The 25,604-nt window shown below is 70.9% G+C and carries 22 protein-coding genes; 6 read left to right on the forward strand and 16 right to left on the reverse strand.

What is annotated here, in order from left to right; genetic code table 11:
- Positions 1 to 7 precede the first annotated feature (7 nt).
- The 8 genes from AC1HIL_RS25785 to pmbA form a co-directional block, all read right to left on the reverse strand.
- On the reverse strand, positions 8 to 856 hold the full coding sequence (locus AC1HIL_RS25785) for an SDR family oxidoreductase (protein ID WP_422096489.1): 849 nt from the start codon (positions 854 to 856) through the stop codon (positions 8 to 10).
- Positions 857 to 964: 108 nt separating this feature from the next.
- Positions 965 to 2,011: an NAD(P)-dependent alcohol dehydrogenase gene (locus AC1HIL_RS25790; RefSeq protein ID WP_479670344.1), complete on the reverse strand. Its 1,047-nt coding sequence runs from the start codon at positions 2,009 to 2,011 to the stop codon at positions 965 to 967.
- A gap of 31 nt (positions 2,012 to 2,042) precedes the next feature.
- The gene (locus AC1HIL_RS25795) at positions 2,043 to 3,146 is read right to left on the reverse strand and encodes an ABC transporter ATP-binding protein (protein ID WP_479670345.1); all 1,104 of its coding nucleotides are present in this window, start codon (positions 3,144 to 3,146) and stop codon (positions 2,043 to 2,045) included.
- Between the two features lie 35 nt (positions 3,147 to 3,181).
- A complete protein-coding gene (locus AC1HIL_RS25800; RefSeq protein ID WP_261212561.1) occupies positions 3,182 to 4,081 on the reverse strand; it encodes a carbohydrate ABC transporter permease in 900 nt (299 codons plus the stop codon).
- Positions 4,078 to 4,947, reverse strand: a complete 870-nt coding sequence (locus AC1HIL_RS25805; RefSeq protein ID WP_479670346.1) for a carbohydrate ABC transporter permease — start codon at positions 4,945 to 4,947, stop codon at positions 4,078 to 4,080. Before AC1HIL_RS25805 ends, AC1HIL_RS25800 begins: the two co-directional genes overlap by 4 nt.
- A 34-nt stretch (positions 4,948 to 4,981) precedes the next feature.
- Positions 4,982 to 6,274, reverse strand: a complete 1,293-nt coding sequence (locus tag AC1HIL_RS25810; RefSeq protein ID WP_413762916.1) for an ABC transporter substrate-binding protein — start codon at positions 6,272 to 6,274, stop codon at positions 4,982 to 4,984.
- 166 nt (positions 6,275 to 6,440) lie between these two features.
- Positions 6,441 to 7,412, reverse strand: coding sequence for a helix-turn-helix domain-containing protein (locus tag AC1HIL_RS25815; protein ID WP_057592129.1), 972 nt, complete (start codon positions 7,410 to 7,412; stop codon positions 6,441 to 6,443).
- 70 nt (positions 7,413 to 7,482) lie between these two features.
- On the reverse strand, positions 7,483 to 8,853 hold the full coding sequence (gene pmbA / locus AC1HIL_RS25820) for a metalloprotease PmbA (RefSeq protein ID WP_261212557.1): 1,371 nt from the start codon (positions 8,851 to 8,853) through the stop codon (positions 7,483 to 7,485).
- A 105-nt stretch (positions 8,854 to 8,958) separates the two neighbouring features.
- Between pmbA and yjgA the strand changes: the two genes are divergently transcribed.
- Positions 8,959 to 9,615 (forward strand): ribosome biogenesis factor YjgA, encoded by a 657-nt coding sequence (gene yjgA, locus AC1HIL_RS25825; protein WP_057592127.1) that lies wholly within the window; start codon positions 8,959 to 8,961, stop codon positions 9,613 to 9,615.
- The gene (mog, locus tag AC1HIL_RS25830; RefSeq protein ID WP_479670347.1) at positions 9,612 to 10,202 is read left to right on the forward strand and encodes a molybdopterin adenylyltransferase; all 591 of its coding nucleotides are present in this window, start codon (positions 9,612 to 9,614) and stop codon (positions 10,200 to 10,202) included. Before yjgA ends, mog begins: the two co-directional genes overlap by 4 nt.
- A 4-nt stretch (positions 10,203 to 10,206) precedes the next feature.
- Here the strand turns inward: mog and AC1HIL_RS25835 are convergent, their stop codons facing one another.
- The 6 genes from AC1HIL_RS25835 to czcI form a co-directional block, all read right to left on the reverse strand.
- The gene (locus AC1HIL_RS25835; RefSeq protein ID WP_413762914.1) at positions 10,207 to 10,578 is read right to left on the reverse strand and encodes a hypothetical protein; all 372 of its coding nucleotides are present in this window, start codon (positions 10,576 to 10,578) and stop codon (positions 10,207 to 10,209) included.
- Between the two features lie 58 nt (positions 10,579 to 10,636).
- Positions 10,637 to 11,539 (reverse strand): cation diffusion facilitator family transporter, encoded by a 903-nt coding sequence (locus tag AC1HIL_RS25840; protein WP_057592124.1) that lies wholly within the window; start codon positions 11,537 to 11,539, stop codon positions 10,637 to 10,639.
- The gene (locus AC1HIL_RS25845) at positions 11,529 to 14,789 is read right to left on the reverse strand and encodes a CusA/CzcA family heavy metal efflux RND transporter (protein WP_479670348.1); all 3,261 of its coding nucleotides are present in this window, start codon (positions 14,787 to 14,789) and stop codon (positions 11,529 to 11,531) included. Before AC1HIL_RS25845 ends, AC1HIL_RS25840 begins: the two co-directional genes overlap by 11 nt.
- A gap of 9 nt (positions 14,790 to 14,798) precedes the next feature.
- Positions 14,799 to 16,244, reverse strand: a complete 1,446-nt coding sequence (locus tag AC1HIL_RS25850) for an efflux RND transporter periplasmic adaptor subunit (RefSeq protein ID WP_413762912.1) — start codon at positions 16,242 to 16,244, stop codon at positions 14,799 to 14,801.
- A gap of 8 nt (positions 16,245 to 16,252) precedes the next feature.
- Positions 16,253 to 17,647 (reverse strand): TolC family protein, encoded by a 1,395-nt coding sequence (locus AC1HIL_RS25855; RefSeq protein ID WP_479670349.1) that lies wholly within the window; start codon positions 17,645 to 17,647, stop codon positions 16,253 to 16,255.
- A gap of 104 nt (positions 17,648 to 17,751) precedes the next feature.
- On the reverse strand, positions 17,752 to 18,129 hold the full coding sequence (czcI, locus tag AC1HIL_RS25860; protein ID WP_057594848.1) for a cation efflux protein, CzcI family: 378 nt from the start codon (positions 18,127 to 18,129) through the stop codon (positions 17,752 to 17,754).
- 162 nt (positions 18,130 to 18,291) lie between these two features.
- Between czcI and AC1HIL_RS25865 the strand changes: the two genes are divergently transcribed.
- The 4 genes from AC1HIL_RS25865 (at position 18,292) to AC1HIL_RS25880 (ending at position 22,467) form a co-directional block, all read left to right on the forward strand.
- A complete protein-coding gene (locus tag AC1HIL_RS25865; protein WP_057594849.1) occupies positions 18,292 to 18,969 on the forward strand; it encodes a heavy metal response regulator transcription factor in 678 nt (225 codons plus the stop codon).
- A gap of 32 nt (positions 18,970 to 19,001) precedes the next feature.
- Positions 19,002 to 20,342 carry a heavy metal sensor histidine kinase gene (locus AC1HIL_RS25870; protein WP_479670350.1) on the forward strand — a complete coding sequence of 447 codons (1,341 nt, stop codon included), beginning with the start codon at positions 19,002 to 19,004 and terminating at the stop codon, positions 20,340 to 20,342.
- 218 nt (positions 20,343 to 20,560) lie between these two features.
- Positions 20,561 to 21,520: an esterase/lipase family protein gene (locus tag AC1HIL_RS25875; RefSeq protein ID WP_479670351.1), complete on the forward strand. Its 960-nt coding sequence runs from the start codon at positions 20,561 to 20,563 to the stop codon at positions 21,518 to 21,520.
- Positions 21,517 to 22,467, forward strand: a complete 951-nt coding sequence (locus AC1HIL_RS25880; RefSeq protein WP_479670352.1) for a lipase secretion chaperone — start codon at positions 21,517 to 21,519, stop codon at positions 22,465 to 22,467. Before AC1HIL_RS25875 ends, AC1HIL_RS25880 begins: the two co-directional genes overlap by 4 nt.
- Here AC1HIL_RS25880 and AC1HIL_RS25885 read toward each other — a convergent pair.
- Positions 22,464 to 23,714 (reverse strand): cation:proton antiporter, encoded by a 1,251-nt coding sequence (locus tag AC1HIL_RS25885; RefSeq protein ID WP_479670353.1) that lies wholly within the window; start codon positions 23,712 to 23,714, stop codon positions 22,464 to 22,466. The two genes, AC1HIL_RS25880 and AC1HIL_RS25885, sit on opposite strands and share 4 nt — an antisense overlap.
- Positions 23,715 to 23,723: 9 nt before the next feature.
- On the reverse strand, positions 23,724 to 25,571 hold the full coding sequence (locus tag AC1HIL_RS25890; protein ID WP_479670354.1) for an ATP-binding response regulator: 1,848 nt from the start codon (positions 25,569 to 25,571) through the stop codon (positions 23,724 to 23,726).
- Positions 25,572 to 25,604 lie beyond the last annotated feature (33 nt).

Here is a 25,604-nt window from a genome sequence, read left to right on the forward strand (position 1 = left end):
GTCGCTGTCACGTTGGCGGCGAGCCTTCCTTCGGCGTTGGCGGTGATGAAAAGGGTGGCAGCCCGGGGATCGGCGTGGCGCCGGCCTCGCCCGCGCGCGGCTTGCGCGGCTGGCCGCTCAAGAGCCGGTCATGCAGCGCCTCGGGCAGGCAGTCGAGCGCCTTCGAGAGCCAGCCGATGCGCCGCGGCAGCACGATGCGCTCGCGGCCCGCGGCCACCGCCGCGAGCGTGCGGCGCGCGGCCTCCTCGGGCTCGAGCAGCCCCGGCATCGCGAAGCGGTTGCCCGCGGTCAGCGCGGTGCGGATGTAGCCCGGGCTCACCGTGTGCACCCCGACGCCGCTGCCGCGCAGCTCGGCACGCAGGCTCTCGAGGTAGCGGATCAGCCCGGCCTTGCTCGCGCAGTAGGCGCCGTTGCCCGGCATGCCGCGCCAGCCCGCGATGCTGGCCATGCCGACCAGCGCGCCGCGCGCCTCGCCGCGCATCGCGGCCACGAAGGGCTGGAAAGTGGTCGCGGCGCCCAGCAGGTTGATCTCGAGCATGCGGCGCAGCACCGCGAGGTCCTCGGCCTGCGCGGTGTCGAAGCCGCCGGCCACGCCCGCGTTGGCGATCACCAGGTCGGGCGTGCCGGCCCGGGCCATCCAGTCGGCGGCCATGGCCTGCATCGCCACCGTGTCGGCCACGTCGGGCGTGTAGACCGCGCAGCGCCCGGGCGCCAGCGCCTCGAGCGCGCGCAGCCGTTCGGGGTCGAGGCCCACCAGCGCCACGCGCGTGCCGTCGGCGATCAGCCCGCGCGCCAATGCCTGGCCCAGGCCGCCACAGGCGCCCGTCAGCACGGCATTGCGAAAGCGAGGGGGCATCGGGGAAGCGGGGCCTCGGAAAAAAGATGCGCCCCAATGTAGCGGTGCGTTTTGCCGCGCCGCCCCGGCGTTTTCCCTTGCACGCCGGGCCGCGGGGCCCGACGCCGCTCAGGCCTCGGCGGGAAACTCGATCTGGATCTTCACGTCCGTCGCCCGCCCCGCCGCGGCCTCCTCGAAGGCGCGGATGCCGTCCTCGAACGCGAAGGTGCGCGAGATGAAGGGCCTGACGTCGACCTGGCCCGAAGCGATCAGCGCGAGCGCGCGCGGGAAGATGTTGGCGTAGCGGAACACCGACTCGATGCGCAGCTCCTTCGCCTGGATCGCGACGATGTCGAAGGCCACCGGCGCCGGTGGAATGCCCACCAGCACCACGCAGCCGCCGGGGCAGGCCAGCTCGAAGATGCCCTCGAAGGCGCGCACGCTGCCGCTGGCCTCGAACACGGCGTTGGCGCCCCAGCCGTCGGTCAGCTCGCGCACCGCGTCGGCCAGTTGGCGCTCGCGGATGTTCACCGTGCTCACGGCCGGGTTGTTCGCGAACAGCGCGAGCTTCTCGGGCACCAGGTCGGCCAGGATCACGCGCGCCGCGCCGCCCGCGAGCGCGGCCAGCACGGTCATCGCGCCGATGGTGCCGGCGCCCACCACCACCGCCACGTCGCCGGGCTTGAGCGCGGCCTTCTTCGCGGCCTGCAGGCCGATCGCCAGCGGCTCGACGATCGCGCCCTCGGCGAAGCTCACGTTGTCGGGCAGGCGGAAGGTGAAGGCCGCCGGATGCACCACGTAGGGCGTGAGGCAGCCGTGGATCGGCGGCGTGGCCCAGAAGCGCACGGCCGGGTCGAGGTTGTAGATGCCTTCGCGCACGGCGCGCGAGTCGAGCTGCGGAATGCCGGGCTCCATGCAGACCCGGTCGCCGGGCCGCAGGTGCGTGACCTCGCTGCCGACCTCGGCCACCGTGCCCGAGGCCTCGTGGCCGAGGATCATCGGCTGGTCGACCACGTAGGGCCCGATGCCGCCGTGCTGGTAGTAGTGGACGTCGCTGCCGCAGACACCGACGGTGTGCATGCGGATCTTCACGTCGCGCGGGCCGACCGGCTGCGGCGGCAGCGCGATCTCGCGCAGCGCGAGTTCATGGGCTTTCTCGAGGACAAGGGCTTTCATGGAAGGTTCTTGCAAAGGGTCGATCGGATATTCAGTGCAGCGCTTCGGCCGCGGCGCGCCGCAGCGAAGCACCGGTCTGCGCATCGAACAGGTGGAGCTGGGTCGCGTCGATGCCAAAGCGCACGCGCTCTCCGAGCCGCGGCGCCTGCGCCGAATGCACCAGCGCGGCGATCTCGCTGCCCGGGCCGTCGCCGATGCTCACGAGCACCTCGTTGCCGAGGTACTCCACCAGCTGCACCTGGCCCACGAAGGCGCCCGCGTCGTCGGGCCGCGCGAGCAGGTGGGCCGGCCGGATGCCGAGCGTGACGCGCTCGCGCCCCTCGAGCGCGAAGCGACGCGCATCCACGCGCACCGTGCCGCCGTGCCCGCGCAGCACCGCGCCCTCGTCGCCGTGCGTCACCGTCATCTCGAGCAGGTTCATCGGCGGCGTGCCGATGAAGCCGGCCACGAAGGCCGAGCGCGGGTTCTCGTAGATCTCGCGCGGCGAGCCCACCTGCTCGATGCGGCCGTCGCGCAGCAGCACGATGCGGTCGGCCAGGGTCATGGCCTCGTGCTGGTCGTGCGTGACATAGACCGTGGTGGTGCGCAGCGTCTGGTGCAGCCGCGCTATCTCCACGCGCATGTGGTTGCGCAGCTTGGCGTCGAGGTTCGACAGCGGCTCGTCGAACAGGAACACCTTGGGCGTCTTGATCATCGCGCGCGCGATCGCCACGCGCTGCTGCTGGCCGCCCGAGAGCTCGGTCGGCCGGCGCTCGAGGTAGCGCTCCAGGCCCAGCGTGTCCGACACCTCCTTGACGCGGCGCGCGATCTCGCTCTTCGGCACCTTCAGGCGCTTGAGCCCGAAGGCGATGTTGTCGCGCACGCTCATGTGCGGATAGAGCGCGTAGTTCTGGAACACCATCGCGATGCCGCGCTCCTGCGGCGGCAGGTCGTTGACGCGCGTGCCGCCGATCAGCAGCTCGCCGCCGCTGATGTCCTCCAGGCCCGCGAGCATGCGCAGGATGGTCGACTTGCCGCAGCCCGAGGGGCCGAGGAAGACGACGAACTCGTTGTCGCAGACGTCGAGGTCGAACTGGTGCACCACTTGCGTGTCGCCGTAGCGCTTGATGATCTTGTGACAGCTGATGGCGGACATGTTGTTGCGTCTCTCGGAAAGGGGATGCGCGGTCTTCATGCCGCGTCGCGCTTGCGCTTGAAGGCCGCGTTGAGGAAGCCGCTGAGCACGCCGATCATCAGGAGCGGCGGCAGCGACAGCAGGATCACGGAGGCATTCAGGATGCCCCAGGGCACGTCGCGCCCGAGCTGGCTCAGCTCCGAGGCCACGATGGGCAGCGTCTTGGCGTCCGAGGTGGTCAGCATCAGCGCGATCAGGAACTCGTTCCACACCAGCACGAAGCCGAAGGCGATGGCGCCGACCAGCGAGCGCGCGGCGATCGGCAGCGCCACCTTGAAGAAGATCGCGTAGGGGCCGTAGCCGTCGACGCGGCCGGCCTCCTCCACCTCCCGAGGCACCGCCTTGAAGGCCGGGATCGCGAGCCAGATCACGGTGGACAGCGTGAGCAGCGTGTAGGTCACGATCAGCGCAATGCGCGTGTCGTAGAGCTCGAGCTGCAGCCAGATCACCATCAGCGGGATCGCCACCGCCACCGGCGGCAGGAAGCGCATCGACAGCACGAAGAACTGGATGTCGTCGGCGCGCCGCACCGGGTAGCGCGCCAGCGCATACGCCGCGGGCAGGCCCAGCAGCGCGCCGATCAGCACGGCCGAGCCCACCACCACGAGCGAGTTGACGAGCCCCTGCGCCACCGCCTCGCGGCCCAGCACGTAGGCGTAGTTCTCGAGCGTGGGCGTGAAGAGGAACTTCGGCGTCGCCGAGACGATGTCGACCCGGTTCTTGAACGAGTTGAGGAAGGTCCAGAGCACCGGCACCAGCGCCGAGAGCGCGGCGGCGGCGAGCACCAGCCGCGCCACCAGGGTGCCGAGGCCCAGACGCCGGCGCGCGGCCGGGCGGATGGCGGGCGCGTCGCCGGCGCGCAGCACGGGCGCGGCGGAAGTCGTGGCGGGGGTCATGCGGGCCGGGTCCATTTCCAGAGGTAGGTGAAGGCCACGGTCGAGGCCACCATCATCAGCACGGCCATGCTCGAGGCGTAGGAGATGCGGCCCGACTCGATGAAGCCCTGCGAGAAGGCGTACATGTCGAGGGTCTCGGTCGAGATGCCGGGGCCGCCGCGCGTCATCACGTAGATCAGGTCGAAGGCGCGCAGCGACTCGATCATCTTCACGAAAGCGAGGCTGATCAGCGGTGCGCGCAGCATCGGCAGCGCGACGAAGGCGTAGACCTCCCAGGGCTTCGCATGGTCCATGCGCGCCGCCTCGAAGGGCTGCGGCGGCAGGGTCTCGAGCAGCTTGAGCACGATCACCGCGAAGAACAGGCCCCATTGCCAGACGTCGACGAAGGCCACCGTGAGCAGCGCCGTGAGCGGCTGCGCGAGCAGGTCCAGCGGTTCGCCGGTGATGGCCTTGTAGGGCCAGGTCAAGAGGCCGAACAGCGGATGGAAGGCGAACTTCCAGACGAAGGCGGCCGACACGCGCGGCAGCAGCACCGGCACGATGAACAGCATGCACAGCACATTGCGCCAGCGCGGCGTGGCGCTCTGGAACAGCAGCACGCCGAGCAGCACCGCGAGCCCCATGGTGGCGCTCACGGTCAGCAGCTCCCAGGTCAGCGAGACGCCGACCGAGTTGAGGAAGCGCCGGTCCGAGAACAGCTGCAGGTAGTTGGAGAACCACACCCAGCCGATGTCGGACTGGCCGAGCTCGCGGTCCTGCAGCGACACGGCGATGGCGAACACGGTGGGCACCAGCGCCAGCACCGCGAGCACGAACAGGCCGGGGCCGATGAAGACGAGCGGCAGTCGGGTCTTGTGAAGGGTCATCGCGGGACTCGCAAGGAACGCGGGGCCGGGCGGCTCACTTGCGGCGCCGCGCGATCAGCTGCTTGGCATAGCCGTCGAGCTCGTCGAGGCCGGCCTGGATGTCGGTGCGCGAGCCGGTGATCAGCTCCTCGAGGATGATCCCCCAGCGATCGCCGAGGTCGGGCCAGGCCGGGTCCTGCCAGAAGTTGACCGCGGTGAGCTTGCCGGTGTCGGCCAGCGCCTTGCCGAGGTCGGCGCCGTAGCGCTTCGCGAACTCGGGACTGCCCAGCACGCTGGTGCGGTTCAGTTCGCCGAACTGGCCCTCGGCGAGGCGGCGCTGCTCGTTCTTCTTCGAGGTGGCCCAGGCGATGAAGAGGCCGGCGCACTTCTTCGCCTCCTCGCTCTTGTTGGCCTTGGCGCCGATCGCCAGGCCGTGGCCGTAGCCGCCGCCGGTCAGCGGCGCTGGCGGCGTGGCATAGGCGATCTTGCCGATCACGGTCGACATCTTGGGATCGAGCGCGTTGCCCGCGAGCGGCGTCGACTCGACCAGCAGCGCCACCTTGCCCGCGAGGAAGGCGCCGGTGGCCTCGTCCCAGCCGCCGGTCTTGGTGCCGGGCGCCGAGTACTTGAAGAGCTCGAGGTAGGTCTGAGTGGCCTTGAGCGCGGCGGGCGAGTCGAACACCGGCTTGTCGCCGTCGAACCACTGGCCGCCATAGCCGCGGAAGTACGGCATCCAGCGCCACACGTTCGCGCCCGAGCCGCGCTGGCCGCGCAGTGCCACGCCGTAGACGCCGTTGGCCGGGTCGTTGAGCTTCTTCGCGGCGGCCACGAATTCCTCGAGCGTGGCCGGCGGCTTGATGCCGGCCTTCTCGAGCAGGTCCTTGCGGTAGACCATCAGGTCGCCGCCGCCGGTCAGCGGCGCGAACCAGGCCTCGCCCGCGTAGGTGGCGACCTTCTGGCGGCCGGGATCGAAGTCGGCGTAGTCGTAGTCGGCCGGGTAGTACTTCGCGAGCGGCACGATCCACTTCGACTGCGCGAACAGCGGCACGTTGGCCTCGTCCACGTAGTAGACGTGGTACTTGCCCACGGTCGAGGCATCGGCGCGCGTCTTGGTGCGGCGGTCGTTCTCGTTGAGGTTGTCGATGCTGAACGAGGCGCCGGCCAGGGCCTTGAACTCGTCCTTGTACTTTTCGAGCAAGGTCAGGCCGTCACGCGGCTGCGCCAGCACCCGCACGTCCTCCTTGCACATCGCGCCCTGCGCCAGCGCGGCACCAGCGGCACCGGTCGCCAGCAGCGCCACGAGCAGCGTGCGGGCGCGGGCGCGCCTCCCTGCGGATTCCTTGAACATCGCTTGTCTCCGTTGAACTTGTTGCGGATCGCCGGCCGAAGCCGGGGAACAAGCCCGCCGTGCCGGGCGCCCTTTTTCGGGGACAGCGCGACGGTGGCGGGACGGGGTGAAGCGTATGCAGCGGCTCAGCGGCGCCGCGTACCCCCCAAACGGGGTACTGGTACTTTCATGACCAGGCCGACTGGGGTTTTACCGGGGTCGTGGGCGGATAGTGGACGGTGCGCAGCCCGAAGCGCTCCTGCGCCTGCTGGCGGTAGGCGCTGGGCGTCATGCCCTTGTGCTGCAGGAAGCGGCGGTTGAAGTTCGCGATGTTGAAGAAGCCGACCTCGTAGCAGATGTCGCTGACCAGGCGGTCCGAGGTCTGCAGCATCTGGCAGGCCTTGGCGATGCGCAGCCGGGTCACGAACTCGGTGAAGGTGCTGCCCATCTGGCGGTGGAAGTAGCGCGAGAAGCTGCTCTCGGCCATGTTCGCGATGGCGCTGACCGAGGCCAGCGAGATCTCCTCGGCCAGGTGCTCGTCGAGGTGGTCGAGCACGCGGCGCATGCGCGTGCTGGTGGCGGGGTCGCCGTCGGAGGGCTCGTCCTCGCTCGAGATCAGGCGCCAGTCCTCCCAGCGCGCGAGCTCGTGCAGCAGGCCGATGAACTCCGCCAGCCGCGCCATGCCCTCGTGCGCCTGCACGCGCTGGAAGCGCTCGCGCGCCACTTCGCCGATGCCGAAGAACTCGATGCCGCGGCGCGCGCGGTCGAGCATCGGCAGCACCGCGTCGATCTCGGGGAACAGCGCCGAGCCCTTGCGCAGCGGCTCCTCGCGGAAGTGGATCACCATGCTGCGGTCGGCGATGCCCTCGGCCGGCACGTCGTCGGAGATCCAGGTGTGCGGCAGCCGCGATCCCACCAGCGCCACGTAGCCGGGCTCGAAGCGCCCGATGTGGTTGCCCACGAAGGCCTGGCCGGTGGTGCGGTTGATGATCTGCAGCTCGTACTCGTCGTGGTAGTGCCAGCAGTCGAAGGGCCAGGGCACGCCGTGCTGCAGGCAGCGCACGGTGCCGCCGCCCGCGGGCTCGAAGCCCAGGCGCGGGTCGCGCAGCAGTTCGTGTTCGAGTTCGGGTTTGCGGGCGGCGCGCTGGGGTCGGTTCATCGTTCGTTGTCTCCCTGCCATCAGGGCCGCCAACCGGATGCCGCGACCGCGGCGCCCATTCCCCGGGGGATCAGGCGCCAGCGACCTTCATGCGGTTGACCAGCAGCGAGCCCGTCGTCTTGGCGCCGAAAGTGTAAGCATCGGCCCCGATGGCTTCAATCCCCATCAGCATGTCCTTGAGGTTGCCGGCGATGGTGATCTCCTCCACCGGGAACGCGATGCGGCCCTTTTCGACCCAGAAGCCGCTGGCGCCGCGCGAGTAGTCGCCGGTCACGTAGTTCACGCCCTGCCCCATCAGCTCGATGACGAACAGGCCGGTGCCCAGCTTCTGCAGCATGGCGTCGAGGTCGTCGCCGGCCTGCGTGAGGCGCGAGCTCAGCACCAGGTTGTGCGAGCCGCCGGCATTGCCGGTGGTCTTCATGCCGAGCTTGCGCGCCGAGTAGGTCGAGAGGAAGTAGCCCTCGAGCCGGCCCGCGTCGACCACCTTGCGCGCGCGGGTGACCACGCCCTCGTCGTCGAAGGGCGAGCTGCCCTTGCCGCGCAGCACGTGCGGGTCTTCGCTCACGTCGACGTGCGAGGGCAGCACGGGCTTGCCGAGCGAGTCGAGCAGGAAGGTGCTCTTGCGGTAGAGCGCGCCGCCGCTGGTGGCCTGCACGAGCCCGCCGAGCAGGCCCGCGGCCAGCGGCGACTCGAACAGCACCGGGCATTCCACGGTCTTGATCTTGCGCGACTTCAGGCGGCTCAGCGCGCGCTCGGCGGCGTAGCGGCCCACGGCCTGCGGGCTCGCGAGCTCGTCGGCCGAGCGCATCGAGCTGTACCAGGCGTCGCGCTGCATGTTGTCGCCCTTGCCGGCGATCGGCGCCACCGAGATCGAATGGCGCGAACTCGCGTAGCCGCCGCGGAAACCGTGGGTGTGGGCGCTGAAGAAGTGGCTCTGCTGGGCCGAGACACCCGCGCCTTCGCTGTTGGTGATGCGCTTGTCGGTCGACAGCGCGGCGGCCTCGCACTCGAGCGCCAGCTTGGCGGCCTGCTCGCTCGTCACCGCCCAGGGGTGGAACAGGTCGAGGTCGGGATGCTCCTTGGCGATGTCGGCCTCGTCGGGCAGGCCGCTGACCGGGTCCTCGGCCGTGAAGCGCGCGATGTCGTAGGCCGCCTGCACGGTCTGGGCGATGGCCGCCTCGGAGAAGTCGGAGGTGCTGGCATTGCCGCGCCGGTGGCCGACGTAGACGGTGACGCCCAGCGACTTGTCGCGGTTGCGCTCGACGTTCTCGAGTTCGCCCTTGCGCACCGAGACGCTGAGGCCGCAGCCCTCGGAAGCTTCGGCCCCCGCGTTGGTGGCCCCCAGCTTCTTGGCATGGGCCAGGGCCGAATCGACCAGGTTTTCGAAGAAGGAGCGGCTGTAGGCGAAGCCGGAGTCGGCGCGCGAGGAAGAGGTCGTCATGTGGGTGGCTATGATACTTGCGCCCCCCGTTTCCCGTTTGGCACCGTTTTCCCCTCGGTCCCGCCGCGTTGCACCGCCTCGCGGCGCGGCACAGAATCCATCCCCATGTCCCGCAAACCCAAAAAAGGCTACTTCGTCCGCGGCCAGTTCGTCGCCGAAGGCAGCGAACTCGACCTGGAGCTCAAGCGCGAGCTCAAGGGCACCGACGACGCCAGCCGCACCGACCTCAAGCGCGAGAGCGCCGAACTGCAGAAGCTCGGCGAAGAGCTCATGACCCTGCGCGCCGCGCTGTTCGACGCGCTGCCGCTCGACGAGAAGCTGGTCGAGGCGATCCGCGAGGCCAAGCGCATCACCAACTTCGAGGGCAAGCGCCGCCAGATGCAGTTCATCGGCAAGCTGATGCGCAAGCTCGACGAGCCCACGCTCGAGGCCGTGCGCGCCGCGCTGGCCGAGCAGTCCAGCGGCCCGGCCGCCGAGACCGCGCTGCTGCACGAGGCCGAGCGCTGGCGCGATCGCCTGATCGCCGACGACGATGCGCTCGGCGGCTGGATCGAGACCCACCCGGCCACCGATGCCCAGCAGCTGCGCGCCCTCGTGCGCCAGGCGCGCAAGGACATCAAGGCCGGCCCGGCCGGCGAGGCGCCGCGCCAGGGCAAGGCCTACCGCGAGGTGTTCCAGCTCGTGCGCGAGCAGCTCGCGGTGCATGGCGGCGACGACCATGCGGCAGCCGCGGCGGCGCAGGACCGGGAGGAAGATGCATGAGCGGTTTCGATCCGGTACGCATCGGCATCGTCTCGATCAGCGACCGCGCCTCGAGCGGCGCCTATGAGGACAAGGGCCTGCCCGCGCTGCAGGACTGGCTGCGCCGCGCGCTCAAGAATCCGATCGACTTCGAGCCCCGGCTGATCCCCGACGAGGCACCCGGCATCCGCGCCGCGCTGATCGAGCTGGTCGACGCCGGCTGCTCGCTGGTGCTGACCACCGGCGGCACCGGCCCCGCGCTGCGCGACGTGACGCCCGAGGCCACGCTGGCCGTGGCCCACAAGGAGATGCCGGGCTTCGGCGAGCAGATGCGCCAGATCAGCCTGCGCTTCGTGCCGACCGCGATCCTCTCGCGCCAGGTCGCGGTGATCCGCGACAGGAGCCTGATCATCAACCTGCCGGGACAGCCAAAGTCGATCGCGGAAACGCTCGAGGGCCTGAAGGACGCCGAGGGCACGCAGCTCGTGCCCGGCATCTTCGCGGCCGTGCCCTACTGCATCGACCTGATCGGCGGCCCCTACCTCGAGACCGACGACACGGTCTGCAAGGCCTTCCGCCCGAAGTCGGCGATCCGGCCCGCGCGCTGAAGCTTCAGGGCTGGACCGCCGCGCCCCGGGCCTCGACCTCCTTGAGGCAGGCCTGCACCGCGGCATTCGACGCCTGCTCGTAGCAGCGCGAGGCGGCCGCACGCAGCTGCTTCTGCTGCTCGCGGCGCTGCTGCGCGTTGTCGAGCTGCCAGGTCATGAGCCATTGCATGGCCAGCGCCAGCGCGATGCCGAAGCCGATGGCGGCGCCGACCACCGTCGAGCGCCAGGTTCTCGTGGGGGACGCGGAATCCGCGGGCACCGATGCCGCGTCGAAGGCCATCGGCGAATGCGAGGGTGCGCTGGCCTTGCGGCGGCGCGGCTCGCGGGCGGCGGCCTCGATGGAAGGCGAATAAGACTGGCGGTGGCTGCGGCTCATCGGTCCTGTGTGCTGTGATTCGCGGCGGATTGTGCGCCATCCGCGAGTCACGGACTGCTCAGGTGCCGAAGCCGTGCGTCTCCCCCGCCTGCTCGCAAGGCACGCGCTCGGCCTGCACGGTCGAATGGTGGATGTCGAAGCGCTCGGCCAGCAGCGCGCGCAACCGCTGCACCAGCGGCGCGAGGTCGTCGATACCGGGCGCGCTCACCACGTGCACGCTGAGGCTCACCTTGCCGCTGGACAGCGCCCACACGTGCAGGTCGTGCAGGCTGGCCACGCCCTCGCTCGCGAGCAGCGCGCGCTCCACCTCGGGCAGGTCGACCTCGTCGGGCACGCCCTCGAGCAGCACGTTGAGGCTCTCGCGCAGCAGGCGCCAGGTGCGCGGCAGCACCCACAGGCCGATGGCCACCGCGATCAGCGAATCGACCCAGGCCCAGCCGGTGAAGCGGATCACCAGGGCGCCGACGATCACGCCCACCGAGCCCAGCATGTCGGCCCAGACCTCGAGGTAGGCGCCCTTGACGTTGAGGCTCCTGTCCTTGCCGCTGGCCAGCAGGCGCATGCCGATCAGGTTGACGACCAGCCCGCCCGCGGCCACCAGCAGCATCATGGTCGACTGGATCTCGGCCGGCGCCGCGATGCGCCTCCAGGCCTCGTAGAGCACGTAGATCGCCACCAGGAACAGCAGCACCGCGTTGAGCACCGCCGCGAGGATCTCGAAGCGGTGGTAGCCGAAGGTGCGGCGCCGATCGGCCGGCCGCCGGCCGATGCGAATGGCGGCCAGCGAGATCGCCAGCGCCACCGTGTCGGTGAACATGTGGGCGGCATCGGACAGCAGCGCGAGGCTGCCCGAGACCAGCCCGCCGACCACCTCCGCCACGAGGTAGGTCGAGGTCAGCAGCAGCGCCCAGCGCAGTGCCTTCTCGTTGGCGCCGGCGCCGTGCGAATGCTCATGGGCCATGGGATGCCTGCGGTTCGGGGTCGATGGGCGCGCCCTGCCGACGTTCCAGCAGCGCCGCTTCGTCCTCCTCGTCGTCGCGCCGGTGCGCGATCCGGTAGAGCAGCGGCAGCACCAGCAGCGTGAGCGCGGTCGAGGACAGGATACCGCCGATCACCACCGTGGCCAACGGCCGCTGCACCTCGGCACCGGTGCCGGTGGCGATGGCCATCGGCACGAAGCCCAGCGAGGCCACCAGCGCGGTCATCAGCACCGGCCGCAGCCGGGTCAGCGCGCCCTCGCGGATCGCGGCATCGAGCGGCAGGCCGCCCTCGCGCAGGTTGCGGATGAAGGACAGCATCACCAGCCCGTTGAGCACCGCCACGCCCGACAGCGCGATGAAGCCCACCGCGGCCGAGATCGACAGCGGGATGTCGCGCAGCCACAGCGCCACGATGCCGCCGGTGAGCGCGAACGGGATGCCGGTGAAGACCAGCAGGCCGTCCTTGAGGTTGCCGAACATCGCGAACAGCAGCACGAACACCAGCATCAGCGACACCGGCACCACGATCTGCAGCCGCTTCGTCGCCGACTCGAGGTTCTCGTACTGGCCGCCCCAGTCGGTCCAGTAGCCCACGGGAATGCGCACCGACTGCATCGCCTGCTCGGCCTCGGCCACGAAGGATCCGAGGTCGCGCCCGCGCACGTTGGCGCTGACCACGATGCGGCGCTTGCCGTCCTCGCGGCTGACCTGGTTGGGGCCGGGCGCGACCGACAAGGTGGCGACCTCGCCGAGCGGGATGAAGCTCAGCCGCTGGCCTTCGGGCGCGGCGCCGGTGGCGCCCTGCACCGTGCTGCCGGCAACGCCCGTGGGCGCGGCCGTGCCGCGCGGCAGCGCGATCGGCAGCCGCTGGATCGCCTCCAGGTCGGTGCGCAGGTTCTCGGGCAGGCGCACCACGATGCCGAAGCGCCGGTCGCCGTCGAACAGGGTGCCGGCCTCGCGGCCGCCGACCGCGGTCGAGATCGCGTCCTGCACGTCGCCCACGTTGAGGCCGTAGCGCGCGGTCTTGCCGCGGTCGATCTCCACCGTGAGCATCGGCAGGCCCGTGGTCTGCTCGACCTTGACCTCGGCCGCGCCCGCGATGCCGTTGAGCACGCCGGCCACCTGCGCGGCGGTCTTCTCGAGCACCGTCATGTCGTCGCCGAAGATCTTCACCGCCACGTCGCTGCGCACGCCCGAGATCAGCTCGTTGAAGCGCAGCTGGATCGGCTGCGAGAACTCGTAGTTGTTGCCCGGCAGCTTCTCGACCTCCTCCTGCACCGCCACCAGCAGCTCGGCGCGGCTGCGCTTGGGCGTGGGCCATTCGCTCTCGGGCTTGAGCATGATGTAGCCGTCGGAGATGTTCGGCGGCATCGGGTCGGAGGCGATCTCGGCCGTGCCGGTGCGCGCGAACACGCGCTCGATCTCGGGGAACTTGGCCTTCAGCGTGCGCTCGAGCTGCTGCTGCATCTCGACCGACTGCGTGAGGCTGGTGCCCGGGATGCGCAGCGCCTGGATCGCGAAGTCGCCCTCGCTGAGGCTGGGCACGAACTCGGTGCCCAGGCGCGTGGCCAAGAGGCCCGAGAGCACCACCGCCACCGAGGCCAGCGTGATCACCAGCGGCTTGGCGTTCATCACGCGCGCCAGCAGCGGCTCGTAGGCGCGGCGCGCCCAGGTCATCAGCCGGTTCTCCTTCTCGCCGACCTTGCTGCCGATGAACAGCGCCACGGCCGCCGGAATGAAGGTGATCGACAGGATCATCGCGCCCAGCAGCGCGATCACCACCGTGAAGGCCATCGGGTGGAACAGCTTTCCCTCGACGCCGGTGAGCGCGAAGATCGGCAGGTACACGATCATGATGATGAGCTGGCCGAACAGCAGCGGCCGGCGCGCCTCCTGCGAGGCCGCGAAGACCTCGTGGAAGCGTTCGCTGCGCGTGAGCGGCCGGCCCTTGTGGGCCTGCGCATGGGCCAGGCGCCGCACGCAGTTCTCCACGATCACCACTGCGCCGTCGATGATGATGCCGAAGTCCAGCGCGCCCAGGCTCATGAGGTTGGCGCTGATGCGCTGGTTCACCATGCCGGTGAAGGTGAACAGCATCGACAGCGGGATCACCAGCGCGGTGATGACGGCCGCTCGGATGTTGCCGAGGAACAGGAACAGGATCGCGATCACCAGCACCGCGCCCTCGAGCAGGTTCTTCTTCACCGTGGCGATGGCCTTGTCGACCAGCACCGTGCGGTCGTACACCGTCACCGCCTTCACGCCCTCGGGCAGGGTGCGGTTGATCTCCTGCATCTTGCGGTCGACCGCCTGCGAGACGCTGCGGCTGTTCTCGCCGATCAGCATGAACACCGTGCCCAGCACCACCTCGCGGCCGTTGTCGGTGGCGGCGCCCGTGCGCAGCTCCTGGCCGATGCCGACCTGCGCCACGTCGGACACGCGCAACGGCACGCCCTGCGCGTTGCCGAGGATCACGTTGCCGATGTCCTCGGCCGACTTCACCTGGCCCGGCGCGCGGATCAGGTACTGCTCGCCGCGCTTCTCGATGTAGCCCGCGCCCACGTTGGCGTTGTTGCGGTCGAGCGCGGTCACGATGTCGGTCATCGTGAGGCCATGCGCGAGCAGCTTGGCGGGATCGGGCGCGATCTGGAACTCCTTGGCGTAGCCGCCGATGGAGTTGATCTCGGTCACGCCCGGCACGTTGCGCAGCTGCGGCTTGATGATCCAGTCCTGGATCTCGCGCAGGTCGGTCGACGTGTAGGGCTGGCCGTCGGGCCGCTTCGCGCCCTCTTCCGTCTCCACGGTCCAGAGGTAGATCTCGCCCAGGCCGGTGGAGATCGGCCCCACCACCGGCGAGATCCCCTCGGGCATCTTCTCGCGCGCCGACTGGATGCGCTCGTTGACGAGCTGGCGCGCGAAGTAGATGTCGGTGCCGTCCTTGAAGATCACGGTCACCTGCGACAGCCCGTAGCGCGACAGCGAGCGCGTCTGCTGCAGGCCCGGCAGGCCGGCCATCACGGTCTCGATCGGGTAGGTCACGCGCTGCTCGGTCTCCAGCGGCGAGTAGCCGGGCGCGGCGGTGTTGATCTGCACCTGCACGTTGGTGATGTCGGGCACCGCGTCGATGGGCAGCTTCTGGTAGCTGAACACGCCGAGCGCGGCCATGCCCAGCACCGCGAGCAGCACCAGCCAGCGCTGCTCGATGGCGAATCGGATCACACGTTCGAACATCGTGCGTCCTCAGTGGGTGTGGGTCGCAGAGGCCTTGCCCTGCTGCGACTTGACGACGAAGCTGCCCGCGGCGGCATAGGCCTGGCCCGGCTTCAGGCCGCCCGTGATCTCGATGCGCTTTCCGTCGCTGCGACCGGTCTGCACGGCCTGCGGCATGAAGCCGCCGGGCACGCGCAGGAACACGGTGGGCTTGTCCTCCACGCTCTGCACCGCCTCGGCCGACACCGTGACCGGCGCCTGCAGCTCGGAGGCCACCAGCTCGACGTTGACGAACAGCCCCGGGCGCCACACGCGCTGCGGGTTGTTGAGCGTCACGCGCGCGGTCGCGGTGCGCGTCTGCGCGCCGAGCAGCGCGCCCACGTACGAGACCTTGCCCTGCGCCACCTGGTCGAAGGCGGTGGAACGGATGTTGACCGTCTCGCCGGTGCGCACCAGCGGCAGGTGCTGCGCGGGCACGCTGATCTCGGCCCAGACGGTGGACAGGTCGGAGACGGTGAAGACGTTGGCGTCTTCCTTGACCGATTCGCCGAGCGAGATGTGCTTCTCGACCACCAGCCCGTCGAAGGGCGCGCGCAGTTCGTAGCGGCCCAGCGCGCCGCCGCCCGAGCCCGGCACGGCGCCGAGCGCCAGCAGCTTCTGGTTGGCGTTGGCGACCGCGATCTGCGCCTCCTGCATCGCCTGCTGCGCCTGCAGGTAGTCCTGCTGCGGCGAGATCTTCTCCTCCCACAGCTTCTTCTCGCGCTCATAGGTGCTGCGCGCCAGCTCGAGCCGGCGCTGCGCCGACTGCAGCTCGCTGCGCTGCTCCGACAGCGCCGGGCTCGAGATCACCGCCAGCACCTGGCCGCGCCGGACCTCCTGCCCGAGGTTGGCGGGCACGCTGTCGACCACGCCCGGCACGCGCGGCACCACGTGCGCCGTGCGGTCCTCGTTGAAGCGGATCTCGCCCGGCAGTTGCAGCGCGGTGCGGATGTTCGCGGGGCCGGTGGTCTCGATCGCCACGCCGGCGGCCTGGATCTGGGCCTCGGTGAAGGCGATCCTGCGGTCCTCGCCCTCGTGCCCGCCGGCGGCGGCCTTGGGTTCGGCCTTGGTCTCGCCCTTCGCTTCGCCTTTTGCTTCGCCCTTGGCCTCCTCCTTGGCCCCGTGCCCGTGGCCGTCGTCGCCGGCCGCGGCCTTCTTCTCGCCCTTGCCCTCCTCCTCGTGGTGCTCGCCATCGGCATGGCCCTTCGCCTCCTCGTGGTCATGGCCATGGCCGGCGGCTTCCTTGCCGCTCTCGTGGTGCTCCTCGTCGGCATGCGCGGCCGACTCGGCGTGGCCGCCGACGGGCTTCGACGGTCCTCCGGTGCGCAGGATCAGCGCGCCGACGGCCAGCCCCGCGGCCAGTACGACGGCGATCGCGATCCATTGCTTGCGGCCCACGGCGGGCGCGGCGTTCTTGCGTTCTTGTTCGATGCTCATGGGAAACCTCAGCGGGTGACAGCGGAATGGGGGGTGGCGGCGGGAATGGCGGCCGCGGGGGCCGGGGTGGCGAGGTCGTCGGACAGGCCCTCGGTGCCGAGCAGCCGGTCGAGCTCGCCCGCGGCGCGGTGCGCCTCGGCCAGCGCCAGCAGGTACTGCGCGCGCACCTGGAACAGCGTGCGCTGCGCATCGAGTGCCTCGAGGAAGCTGAACTTGCCGAGCTCGAAGCCCTTGGTGGCCGCGCGCCAGGCCTCGGCCGCGCCGGGCAGCGCGTCGCGCTGCAGGGTCTCGGCGGTGGCGCGCGCCGAGCGCAGCCGCTCGCCCGCCTGGGCCAGGTCGGCGCCGAGCTGCAGTTCGGCGGCCGCGAGTTCGTCGCGCGCCTTCTCCTCGCGGCTCAGGGCCTCGGCGAGGTTGCCGCGGTTGGTGTCGAAGATCGGCAGCGGCACCGACAGGCCCAGCACCACCTGGTCACGGCGCGAACCGCCGGTGCCGCCCTCGCCCTCGGAAGCCGGTACGCGCTTGGCGCCCAGCGACACGGTCACGTCGGGAATGCGCTTGGCACGCTCCAGCTCGGACAGCGCGCGCCGGCGCTCGACCTCGAGCCGCGCCTGGCGCAACGCCGGTGCCTCGGCACGGCGCAGCGTTATCTCCTGCTCGCTCATCGGCTGCGGCAGGCCATCGACCGCGCCTTCGACCTGCGTGAAGCGCGGCGCCGGATTGCCCCACAGCGCCGCGAGCTGCTGGCGCGCCGTGCGCAGGGTGCCCTCGGCCTGCATCAGCTCGACGCGGATGCCGGCCTCGGCCACGCGCGAGCGGGTTTCCTCGAGCGGCGAGACCTTGCCGGCCGCCACGCGGTTGGCCGCGGCGCGCGTGGCCGCCTGCGCGAGGCCCACCGAGTCCTGCGCCAGCCGCAGCCGTTCCTGCGCCGACAGCACCTCGAAGAACAGCGTGATCGCGGTGGCGCGCAGTTCGGCGCGCTTGGCCGCGAGCGCGGACTCGGCCTGGTCGCGCGCGCGTTCGGCCGCGCTCACGCGCGCCGCGCGCTTGCCGCCGAGCTCGATCGGCTGGCTCAGCTGGACGGTGGTGGTGCGGTTGTCGCGCCGCGTATCCTCGAGCGTCACGTCGAGCGTGGGATTGGGCCAGGCGCCGGCCTGCACCAGCGCGCCATCGGTGGCCTCGCGCTCGCGCCGGGCCGCGAACAGGCCCGGGTTGGCCTGGAACGCCAGCGCGAGCGCGCTGCGCAGGGTCAGCGGGCCCGCGGGCTCGAGGCTGGCGGAGGCCTGCGATGAGGCAGCAGAAGTGGAAGTGCCGGTCGCGGCCTGCTGCGTGGGCAGCGAAGGCTGGGCGAAGACCGGGGGTACCGCCAAGGCCAACACGGCCAGCGGCACGAAGAGCGTGCGCATCGGATTCTCCTGGGTTGCGAAACAACGAACGGGAAAATCCGGCGAGAGCTCAGTGCATGAACGGTGTCAGTGCGAAAAGGGAATGAAGGCTTGCTCTCGCCGGATCAGGCGGCGAGAGTCCATGCGGGGCGCACGGGCACTTCGGGGATGTGGGAGTCGAAGGACTCGGCGAGCACGGCGCGCGGGCCCTGCGGAACGAAGGCGATGCCGGGCACTTCGGCGGGCGCCGCCACGGCATGCTGCGCATGACCGAAGTGGCACAGGGCACAGTCGCCGATCGCGGGATTCGGCACGTTGCCGGCGTCCTTCGACGTACCCGCGTCGGCGTGGCTGCGATCCTCGGCCGCGTTGCCCGGATGCTCGTGGTGGCCCCAGTGCTGCGTCTGCGCGTCCTGTTCGTGCGCGCAATAGGCGGCCGACATCGCCCAGCTGTACTGGAGCGGAAGCAGGAACACCAGGAAGATCAACAGCCAGCGGCGCATGGGAGCGGGAGTATATCGACGGCACCTGCGTTGCCGGGCCTCTCAAGACCCCACGGAACGCGGGTGCAGCGCAATGTACGACGCCTCGAAAGGGCTTTGTCCGTCAGACGGATTACGAATTTGTAACCCCCCGCGGAGCCCCTGTTTCATTACCATCCGGCGATGCGAATTCTTGTGATCGAGGACGAGCCCAAGCTGGGCGACTACCTCAAGAAAGGCCTGGAGGAGAACGGTTACGTCGTCGACATCGCGCGCGACGGCATCGAGGGCCGCTACCTGGCCACCGAGGGCGACTACGGCCTGATCCTGCTCGACGTGATGCTCCCCGGCATCGATGGATTCGCGGTGCTCAAGGCGATACGCCGCACCAAGAACGTCCCGGTGCTGGTGCTGACCGCGCGCGACAAGGTCGAGGACCGCGTGAACGGCCTGCAGCAGGGCGCCGACGACTACCTGGTCAAGCCCTTCTCGTTCTCGGAACTGCTCGCGCGCATCCAGGCCCTGCTGCGCCGCGGCCAGGCCCAAGACGCCACCGTGTTGCGTCTGGCCGACCTCGAGCTCGACCTCGCGAGCCGCAAGTGCCAGCGCGCGCGCAAGCGCGTCGACCTGACCTCGAAGGAATTCATGCTGCTGACCGTGCTGCTGCGCCGGCGCGGCCAGATCCTGTCGCGCACCACGCTGGCCGAGCAGGTGTGGGACATGAACTTCGACAGCGACACCAACGTGGTCGAGGTGGCGATCCGCCGGCTGCGCGGCAAGATCGACGATCCCTTCGAGGTGAAGCTGCTGCACACGGTGCGCGGCATGGGCTACGTGCTCGAAGACCGCTCCTGGGCCTGAGGGCCCGGTCTCCCGTCCCTCTCCCGGCGAGCATGCGCGCCCCCTCCATACGCCGCCGGCTGTCGCTCTGGTTCGCGGCCCAGACCTTCTTCGGCCTGAGCGTGGTGTGCCTCGCGGTCTACCTCGTCACGGCCTGGAACTTCGGCGCCAAGCAGGACACCGAGATCGCGCACAAGGCCGAGCTGGTGCAGCACCTGCTGGCCGAGAGCGAGAAGGCCGGCGATCTCTCGACCCTGCGGCACAAGCTCGAGGACTTCTTCTCGATGGAGGACGAGTTCAGCCTCTCGATCGTCACGGCCACGGGCGACACCATCTTCCGCTCCGCGCCGCCGGCCGGCGGGCGCTGGGTGCGCAGCGACCTGCGCATGCCGTGGCGCGCGCCGGGCGCGCAGGCCGCGCCGCTCACGGTCTCGATCGGCATCAGCGTGGCCAACGACGCGCGCCTGCTCGAGCGCCTGGCCTGGACCCTGCTGGGCGCGGTGCTGCTGGGCACGGCGCTGGTCTCGCTGACCGGCTTCTGGCTGGTGCGGCGCGGCTTGCGGCCGCTGAAGGCGCTGGCCGAGCGCACCGCGGCGATGGCGCCCGACCGGCCCAACGAGCCGATCGACGCGCTGGCCTTCGCCGAGGAACTGCAACCCTGGATCACGCAGTTCAACGCACTGCTGTTGCGCGTGCAGCGCGCCTACGTGCAGCTCGAGTCCTTCAACGCCGACGTGGCGCACGAGCTGCGCACGCCGCTGGCCAACCTGATCGGCTCGACCGAGCTCGCGCTGACCCGGCCGCGCGGCAACGAGGAGCTGCAGGCGGTGCTGGCCTCCAACCTCGAGGAGATCGGCCGCCTCTCGGGCATCGTGACCGACATGCTGTTTCTCTCGCAGGCCGAGCGCGGCGGCGCGACGCGCTCGCGCGCGACCGTGAGCCTGGCGGCGCAGGCGGTGGACGTGATCGACTTCCACGACGCGATGCTCGAGGAGGCCGGGCTGCAGGCGCGCGTCGAAGGCGATGCCAGGGTCGACGTCGATGCGGCGCTGGTGCGCCGCGCGCTGTCGAACCTGCTGGGCAATGCCATCCGCTTCGCGGCGCCGGGATCGACCGTCGCGATCGAGATCGGCCCCGACAGCGGCCCGGGCAGCCAGCGCGACGCGATCGCGCTGGTGCTCGTCAACCGCGGCACCGCCATCGCGCCCGAGGTGCTGCCGCGGCTGTTCGAGCGCTTCTACCGCGCGGCCCCGGCGCGCGACGGCTCGGCCCGCCACCATGGGCTGGGCCTGTCGATCGTCGAGGCCATCGCGCGCATGCATGGCGGGCGCGTGTTCGCGGCCAGCCAGGACGGCACGACGCGCATCGGCTTCACGGTGCCAACGCAACCGTGACGCGCGGGCGCTCGGCCGCCTTCGGCCGCTGACGCCTTTCTTCTTCATCGCACACGCAACGCCCGAGAACTTTGGGCTTCTTTCGCGGAACTGCGCGTACCTTTCGTCGGCCAAGCCGGGTTTATCCCGATATGGCACAGGCGCCGCGCCCCCAAGAATCCGCCCTCAATAAAAAGCACGGACGTTCGTTTTATTAACCGGCACCCAAGGAGATGAGCATGAATGGATTTTTCGGTGGCCTGCTGCGCCGCCTGGCGCTTCTTTCCACGGTCTTCGCCCTGCTGGGCCCCCTGAGCCTTCTGGGCATCGCGGCGCCCGCGCAGGCGCAGGACACCGCCACCCAGACCAGGTACCCCATCGTGCTCGTGCACGGCCTGTTCGGTTTCGATTCGCTGTTCGGCGTCGACTACTGGTACGGCATTCCCTCGGCGCTGCAGCGCAGCGGCGCGCGCGTGTTCGTGGCGCAGGTGTCGGCCGCCAACAGCACCGAGGTGCGCGGCGAGCAGTTGCTCGCCCAGGTGAAGAACATCATGGCGATCACCGGGGCCGCCAAGGTCAACCTGGTGGGCCATTCGCATGGCGGCCCGACCATCCGCTACGTGGCCGGCGTGGCGCCGCAGCTGGTGGCCTCGGTGACCTCGGTGGCCGGTCCGAACAAGGGCTCGCGCGTGGCCGACATCCTGCGCGGCACCGTACCGGCCGGCTCGCTCGGCGAGAGCGTGCTCAACGGCGCGGTGAATGCCTTCGTCGCGCTCATCAACCTCGGTTCGGGCGGCACCGGGCTGCCGCAGATGCCGGTGGCCGCGCTGAACTCGCTGACCGCGGCCGGCTCGGCCGACTTCACGCGCCGCTTCCCGCAGGCCGTGCCCACGGGCTGCGGCGACGGCGCCGAGGTGGTCAATGGCGTGCGCTACTACTCGTGGACCGGCAAGCAGCCCGTGACCAACCTGCTCGACCCCAGCGACGCTTCGCTCGGCCTGCTGAGCCTGAGCTTCGGCGAGACCAACGACGGGCTGGTGGCCGTGTGCTCCTCGCGCCTGGGCAAGCACCTGGGCGACTACCGCCAGAACCACCTCGACGAGGTGAACCAGCTGCTCGGCGTGCGCGACTGGCTCGCGCCCGACCCGGTCGCGCTGTACCGCCAGCACGCCACCCGCCTCAAGCAGATCGGCCTGTGACGCGCCGCTGGCCCCTGGTTCTGGCCGCGGCCGCGGTGGTGGCGCTCGGCGGCTGGTGGTTCGGCATGTCGGGCCCGGCGGAAAGCGAGGCGCGCACGGGCGAGGCCGCGTCGGCCGGTCTCGCGCCCTTGCCGCGGGCACCCGCGGCCATCGCGCCCGCCGCGCCCTCCGCCATCGCCGACAGCTTCCTCACGCCGAACCTGCGCGACCGCATCGAGGCGCTGCTGCTCGAGGCCGGCGAGGCCGCGAGCCCCGAGGACCTCAAGCGCCGCGTGGAGGCGCTGGTGCCCGCGCACTTCGCGCCGCACGAGGCGGCGCGCGCCCGCGCGCTGCTGGGCCGCTACGTCGACTACCGCGTGGCGCTCGGCGCGCTGCAGCTGCCGGCCGACCTCGGCGATCCGCGCGCGCTGCGCGACACGGTCGAGGCGCGCCGCCGGGTGCGCGAACAGCACTTCATGCCCGACGAATACCAGGCGCTGTTCGGTGCCGACGACGACTTCGACCGCTACAGCCTCGCGCGGCTCGAGATCGAGCGCAACACCGCCCTCACGCCCGCGCAGCGCCAGGCCGCGCTCGAGGACAACGAGCGCAGCCTCGGCGAGACCCAGCGCGCGCAGCGCGCCCAGACCGTGGCCCAGCTCCAGGTGGCCTCGCAGACCGCGGCGCTCGAGGCGCGCGGCGCCAGCGACCAGGAACGCTTCGCCGAACGCAGCGCTCAGTACGGCGCGCCGGCCGCGCAGCAGCTCGCGCAGCTCGACCGCGAGGAACGCGACTGGCAGGGGCGGCTCGCGCAGTACGCGGCATTGCAATCGGCCAAGGCCGACGCGCAGTCGCTCGAACAGATGAAGCAGCAGCTCTTCACGCCCGAGGAACGGATGCGGCTGGAAGCGGCGCTGCAGTTGCGCGCGCAGGCGGCGGCCGCGGCGCCGTCGATGACGCCGCGCTAGGACTCCACGCGCGCCGCCTCGGCCGCGCGCGCCTCGCGCCCCATCACGAGGTTGATCAGCGGCCCCGTCATCGCCGTGGTCGCCAGCGCCATCACCAGCAGCATGGTGAAGAGCTCGGGGCCGATCAGGCCGACGTCGAGGCCGATCTTGATGACGATCAGTTCCATCAGTCCGCGCGCGTTCATCAGCGCGCCGGTCGCCAGGCTGTCGCGCCAGCCGTAGCCGGCCAGGCGCGCGCCGATCGCGCCGCCGGCCAGCTTGCCGACGCTGGCGACCGCGACGATCAGCAGCAGCGCGCCGATGCCGGCGCCCGAGAAGGCGCTGGCCGTGGTGCCCAGTCCCGCGAGCGCGAAGAACAGCGGCATCAGCAGCACGATCGACAGCGGCTCGATGCGCTCCTGCAGCGAACGCAGCAGGCGATCGTCGCGCGGCAGGCAGGCGCCGAACAGGAAGGCGCCGAACACCGCGTGCAGGTGCAGCCATTCGGTGAGCAGGGCCGAGACCAGCAGGCCGATCATCAGCGAGGCCAGGACCGTGGTCGAGGGCTCGCCGTCGGGCGCGCGGGTGCGCAGCAGCCAGGCATAAGCCGGCTTCAGGCCGAGGAACAGGAAGGCGAACAGCGCGACCGCGCCGCCGCCGGTGCGCAGCAGCCCGAGGTAGCCCTCGCCCGCGCCGGCCAGCGCCACCACGAAGGCCAGCAGCACCCAGGCGAAGACGTCGACCACCGCGGCCGCGCCCAGCGAGAGCTGGCCGAAGGGGGTGCGCGTCAGGCCGCGGTCCTTGAGGATGCGCGCCATCACCGGGAACGCGGTGATCGACAGTGCCGCCGCGATGAACAGCGCGAAGGGCCAGAAGCCCACGCCGGCCGGTGCCAGCGAAGGATGCAGCGCGGGCGCGATCGCCAGGCCCAGGCCCAGCGGCGCGACCACGCTGGCGATGCCGACCCAGCCGGCCGACCGGAGCTGCGCCTTCACGCCCTGGGAGGCGCGCAGCTCGAGGCCGACCACGAACATGAACAGCACCAGGCCCACGGTGGCGAGCGCCGACAGGCCGCCGAGCGACTCCCTGGCGAAGATCTGGCCATGCAGCGAGGGGAACAGCGCGCCCATGACGGCGGGACCCAGCATCAGGCCGGCGGCCATCTCGCCGACCACGCCCGGTTGGCCGAGATGGCGCAGCACCCAGCCGCAGACGCGGGCCGTGCCGAGGATGACGATGAGTTGCAGCAGCAGCGTCGTGGTGGACATCGGCGGATGTTAAGTCCCGCCGCGTCCGGCCTCGGTCCACAGCGCGGCCATGGCGCGCAGCAGCGACTCCTCGACCACCGGCTTGAACAGCACCGGCACGCCCGACTCGCGCACGCGCTGCAGCCGCGGCGGCGCGGTCTCGCCGGTCACCAGCAGCAGCGGCAACCGGCCGCCCTGGCTCCGGCGCAACCGCAGCCCGGCGTCGAGGCCGTCGGAGCCGTCGGCCAGCCGGTAGTCGCACAACAGCAGGTCGTAGGGCCGGCCCTCGGCGCCGGCGCGCGCCAGCGCCTGCGCGGCGGCGGCCTCGTCGGCCACCGCATGCAGGTCGATCGCGTGCTGGCGCAGCAGGCCGGTCATGGCATCGCGGATGTCGGCCTCGTCGTCGACCAGCAGCACGCGGCGCGGCATCGGTTCGATGCGCGGCATCGGCGCGCGCGGCCCGAACGAAGGCGCGGGCGTGAAGGACTGGCGCCATGGCGGCGCGGCCGCGACGGCGGGCGCGCAGGCCTCGTCGCGCGCCGGCGCGGCGGGCACCACCACGCGCACGTGCGTGCCCCGGCCCAGGCGCGAATGCATCTGCACCGGATGGCCGAGCAGGCGCGACAGCCGCTGCACGATCGCCAGCCCGATGCCCAGCCCGCGCGAGCGGTCGCGGCCGGGGTTGTCGATCTGGTAGAACTCCTCGAAGATCCGGCCCGACTGCTCGGGCGCGATGCCGATGCCGGTGTCGCGCACCTCGATCCACACCACTTCGCCGCGCTCGCGCGCGATCACCGACACCCCGCCGCGCCAGGTGTACTTGAGCGCGTTGTCCATCAGGTTCGACAGCATGCGGTGCAGCAGTTGCGGATCGCTGCGCACCCACAGGCCGCTGGCGCGCACGCGCAGCTGCAGCTGGCGCTGCTCGGCCTGGGCCGAGAAGGTGTGGTTGAGCGTGAGGAACATCGCATCGAGCGGCACCGCGTCGAGCACCGGCGCGACCACGCCGGCATCGAGCCGCGACACGTCGAGCATGGTGTCGAGCGAATGGCCCAGCGCCTGCACCGCGCGCATCAGCCGCTCGGCGTTGCGGCCTTCGGGACGGTGGCGCAGCTCGTTCTCGAGCGCCGCGCCGAACAGCGCGATCGCATGCAGCGGCTGGCGCAGGTCGTGGCTCGCGGTGCCGAGGAAGCGGCTCTTCTCCTGGCTCGCGCGCTCGGTGGCCACCACCTGCTCGCCCAGCCGCGCGGCCAGCACCTCGTTGCGAAAGCGCAGCCGCAGCGCCTCGTCGAGCACGCGGTGCTGGCGCGTCGCGATGCGCAGGGTGAGCACCAGGTGCACCGCGCCGAACACCGCGAGGAACAGGTGCACGCCGTCGCCCTGCCAGGCCAGCGCGAGCACCAGCCCCGCCATCATCGGGATGCCGTAGCCGTACAGCGCGGGCTTGAGCGAGCACAGCGACTGCATCGAGCGGGTCCAGCCGCTCATGATGACCACCACCAGCAGCGTGGTCGTCACCAGGTCGTCGGGCGCCATGAAGAAGGCCGGCACGGGGGCCGCGACGAGGCTCAGCAGCGTGACCTGCGCGGCATAGCGGCGGGCCCAGGCCGCGCTCATGGCATCGGGGATGCCGGCATGCCAGCGCGGCGCCAGCAGCACCGCGAGATCGGTGGCGACCACCAGTCCCAGCCACGACAGCGCGGCGACCGAGCTGCGCTCGAAGGTGGCGACGCCGAGCGCGATGGCGAAGCCGATGTGGGTGGCGACCGAGACGTTGCGCGAGCCGTAGAACGAACCCAGGTGCTCGCGCAGCACGCGCTGCGCGAGGGCACGGTCGAGGGGCTCGCCGTTCGGGTCGCGGGCTGCGGCGCTGGTCATCGGGACGATTCTGGGGACCGCCCCCGGTGCTCG

This window comes from Variovorax sp. ISS6 (assembly GCF_056523145.1).

Bases quoted from the DNA above. Each gene is read 5' to 3' on its own strand.
- AC1HIL_RS25785 (WP_422096489.1), bottom strand. From the start codon at position 856: ATGCCCCCTCGCTTTCGCAATGCCGTGCTGACGGGCGCCTGTGGCGGC.
- AC1HIL_RS25790 (WP_479670344.1), bottom strand. From the start codon at position 2,011: ATGAAAGCCCTTGTCCTCGAGAAAGCCCATGAACTCGCGCTGCGCGAG.
- AC1HIL_RS25795 (WP_479670345.1), bottom strand. From the start codon at position 3,146: ATGTCCGCCATCAGCTGTCACAAGATCATCAAGCGCTACGGCGACACG.
- AC1HIL_RS25800 (WP_261212561.1), bottom strand. From the start codon at position 4,081: ATGACCCCCGCCACGACTTCCGCCGCGCCCGTGCTGCGCGCCGGCGAC.
- AC1HIL_RS25805 (WP_479670346.1), bottom strand. From the start codon at position 4,947: ATGACCCTTCACAAGACCCGACTGCCGCTCGTCTTCATCGGCCCCGGC.
- AC1HIL_RS25810 (WP_413762916.1), bottom strand. From the start codon at position 6,274: ATGTTCAAGGAATCCGCAGGGAGGCGCGCCCGCGCCCGCACGCTGCTC.
- AC1HIL_RS25815 (WP_057592129.1), bottom strand. From the start codon at position 7,412: ATGAACCGACCCCAGCGCGCCGCCCGCAAACCCGAACTCGAACACGAA.
- pmbA (WP_261212557.1), bottom strand. From the start codon at position 8,853: ATGACGACCTCTTCCTCGCGCGCCGACTCCGGCTTCGCCTACAGCCGC.
- yjgA (WP_057592127.1), top strand. From the start codon at position 8,959: ATGTCCCGCAAACCCAAAAAAGGCTACTTCGTCCGCGGCCAGTTCGTC.
- mog (WP_479670347.1), top strand. From the start codon at position 9,612: ATGAGCGGTTTCGATCCGGTACGCATCGGCATCGTCTCGATCAGCGAC.
- AC1HIL_RS25835 (WP_413762914.1), bottom strand. From the start codon at position 10,578: ATGAGCCGCAGCCACCGCCAGTCTTATTCGCCTTCCATCGAGGCCGCC.
- AC1HIL_RS25840 (WP_057592124.1), bottom strand. From the start codon at position 11,539: ATGGCCCATGAGCATTCGCACGGCGCCGGCGCCAACGAGAAGGCACTG.
- AC1HIL_RS25845 (WP_479670348.1), bottom strand. From the start codon at position 14,789: ATGTTCGAACGTGTGATCCGATTCGCCATCGAGCAGCGCTGGCTGGTG.
- AC1HIL_RS25850 (WP_413762912.1), bottom strand. From the start codon at position 16,244: ATGAGCATCGAACAAGAACGCAAGAACGCCGCGCCCGCCGTGGGCCGC.
- AC1HIL_RS25855 (WP_479670349.1), bottom strand. From the start codon at position 17,647: ATGCGCACGCTCTTCGTGCCGCTGGCCGTGTTGGCCTTGGCGGTACCC.
- czcI (WP_057594848.1), bottom strand. From the start codon at position 18,129: ATGCGCCGCTGGCTGTTGATCTTCCTGGTGTTCCTGCTTCCGCTCCAG.
- AC1HIL_RS25865 (WP_057594849.1), top strand. From the start codon at position 18,292: ATGCGAATTCTTGTGATCGAGGACGAGCCCAAGCTGGGCGACTACCTC.
- AC1HIL_RS25870 (WP_479670350.1), top strand. From the start codon at position 19,002: ATGCGCGCCCCCTCCATACGCCGCCGGCTGTCGCTCTGGTTCGCGGCC.
- AC1HIL_RS25875 (WP_479670351.1), top strand. From the start codon at position 20,561: ATGAATGGATTTTTCGGTGGCCTGCTGCGCCGCCTGGCGCTTCTTTCC.
- AC1HIL_RS25885 (WP_479670353.1), bottom strand. From the start codon at position 23,714: ATGTCCACCACGACGCTGCTGCTGCAACTCATCGTCATCCTCGGCACG.
- AC1HIL_RS25890 (WP_479670354.1), bottom strand. From the start codon at position 25,571: ATGACCAGCGCCGCAGCCCGCGACCCGAACGGCGAGCCCCTCGACCGT.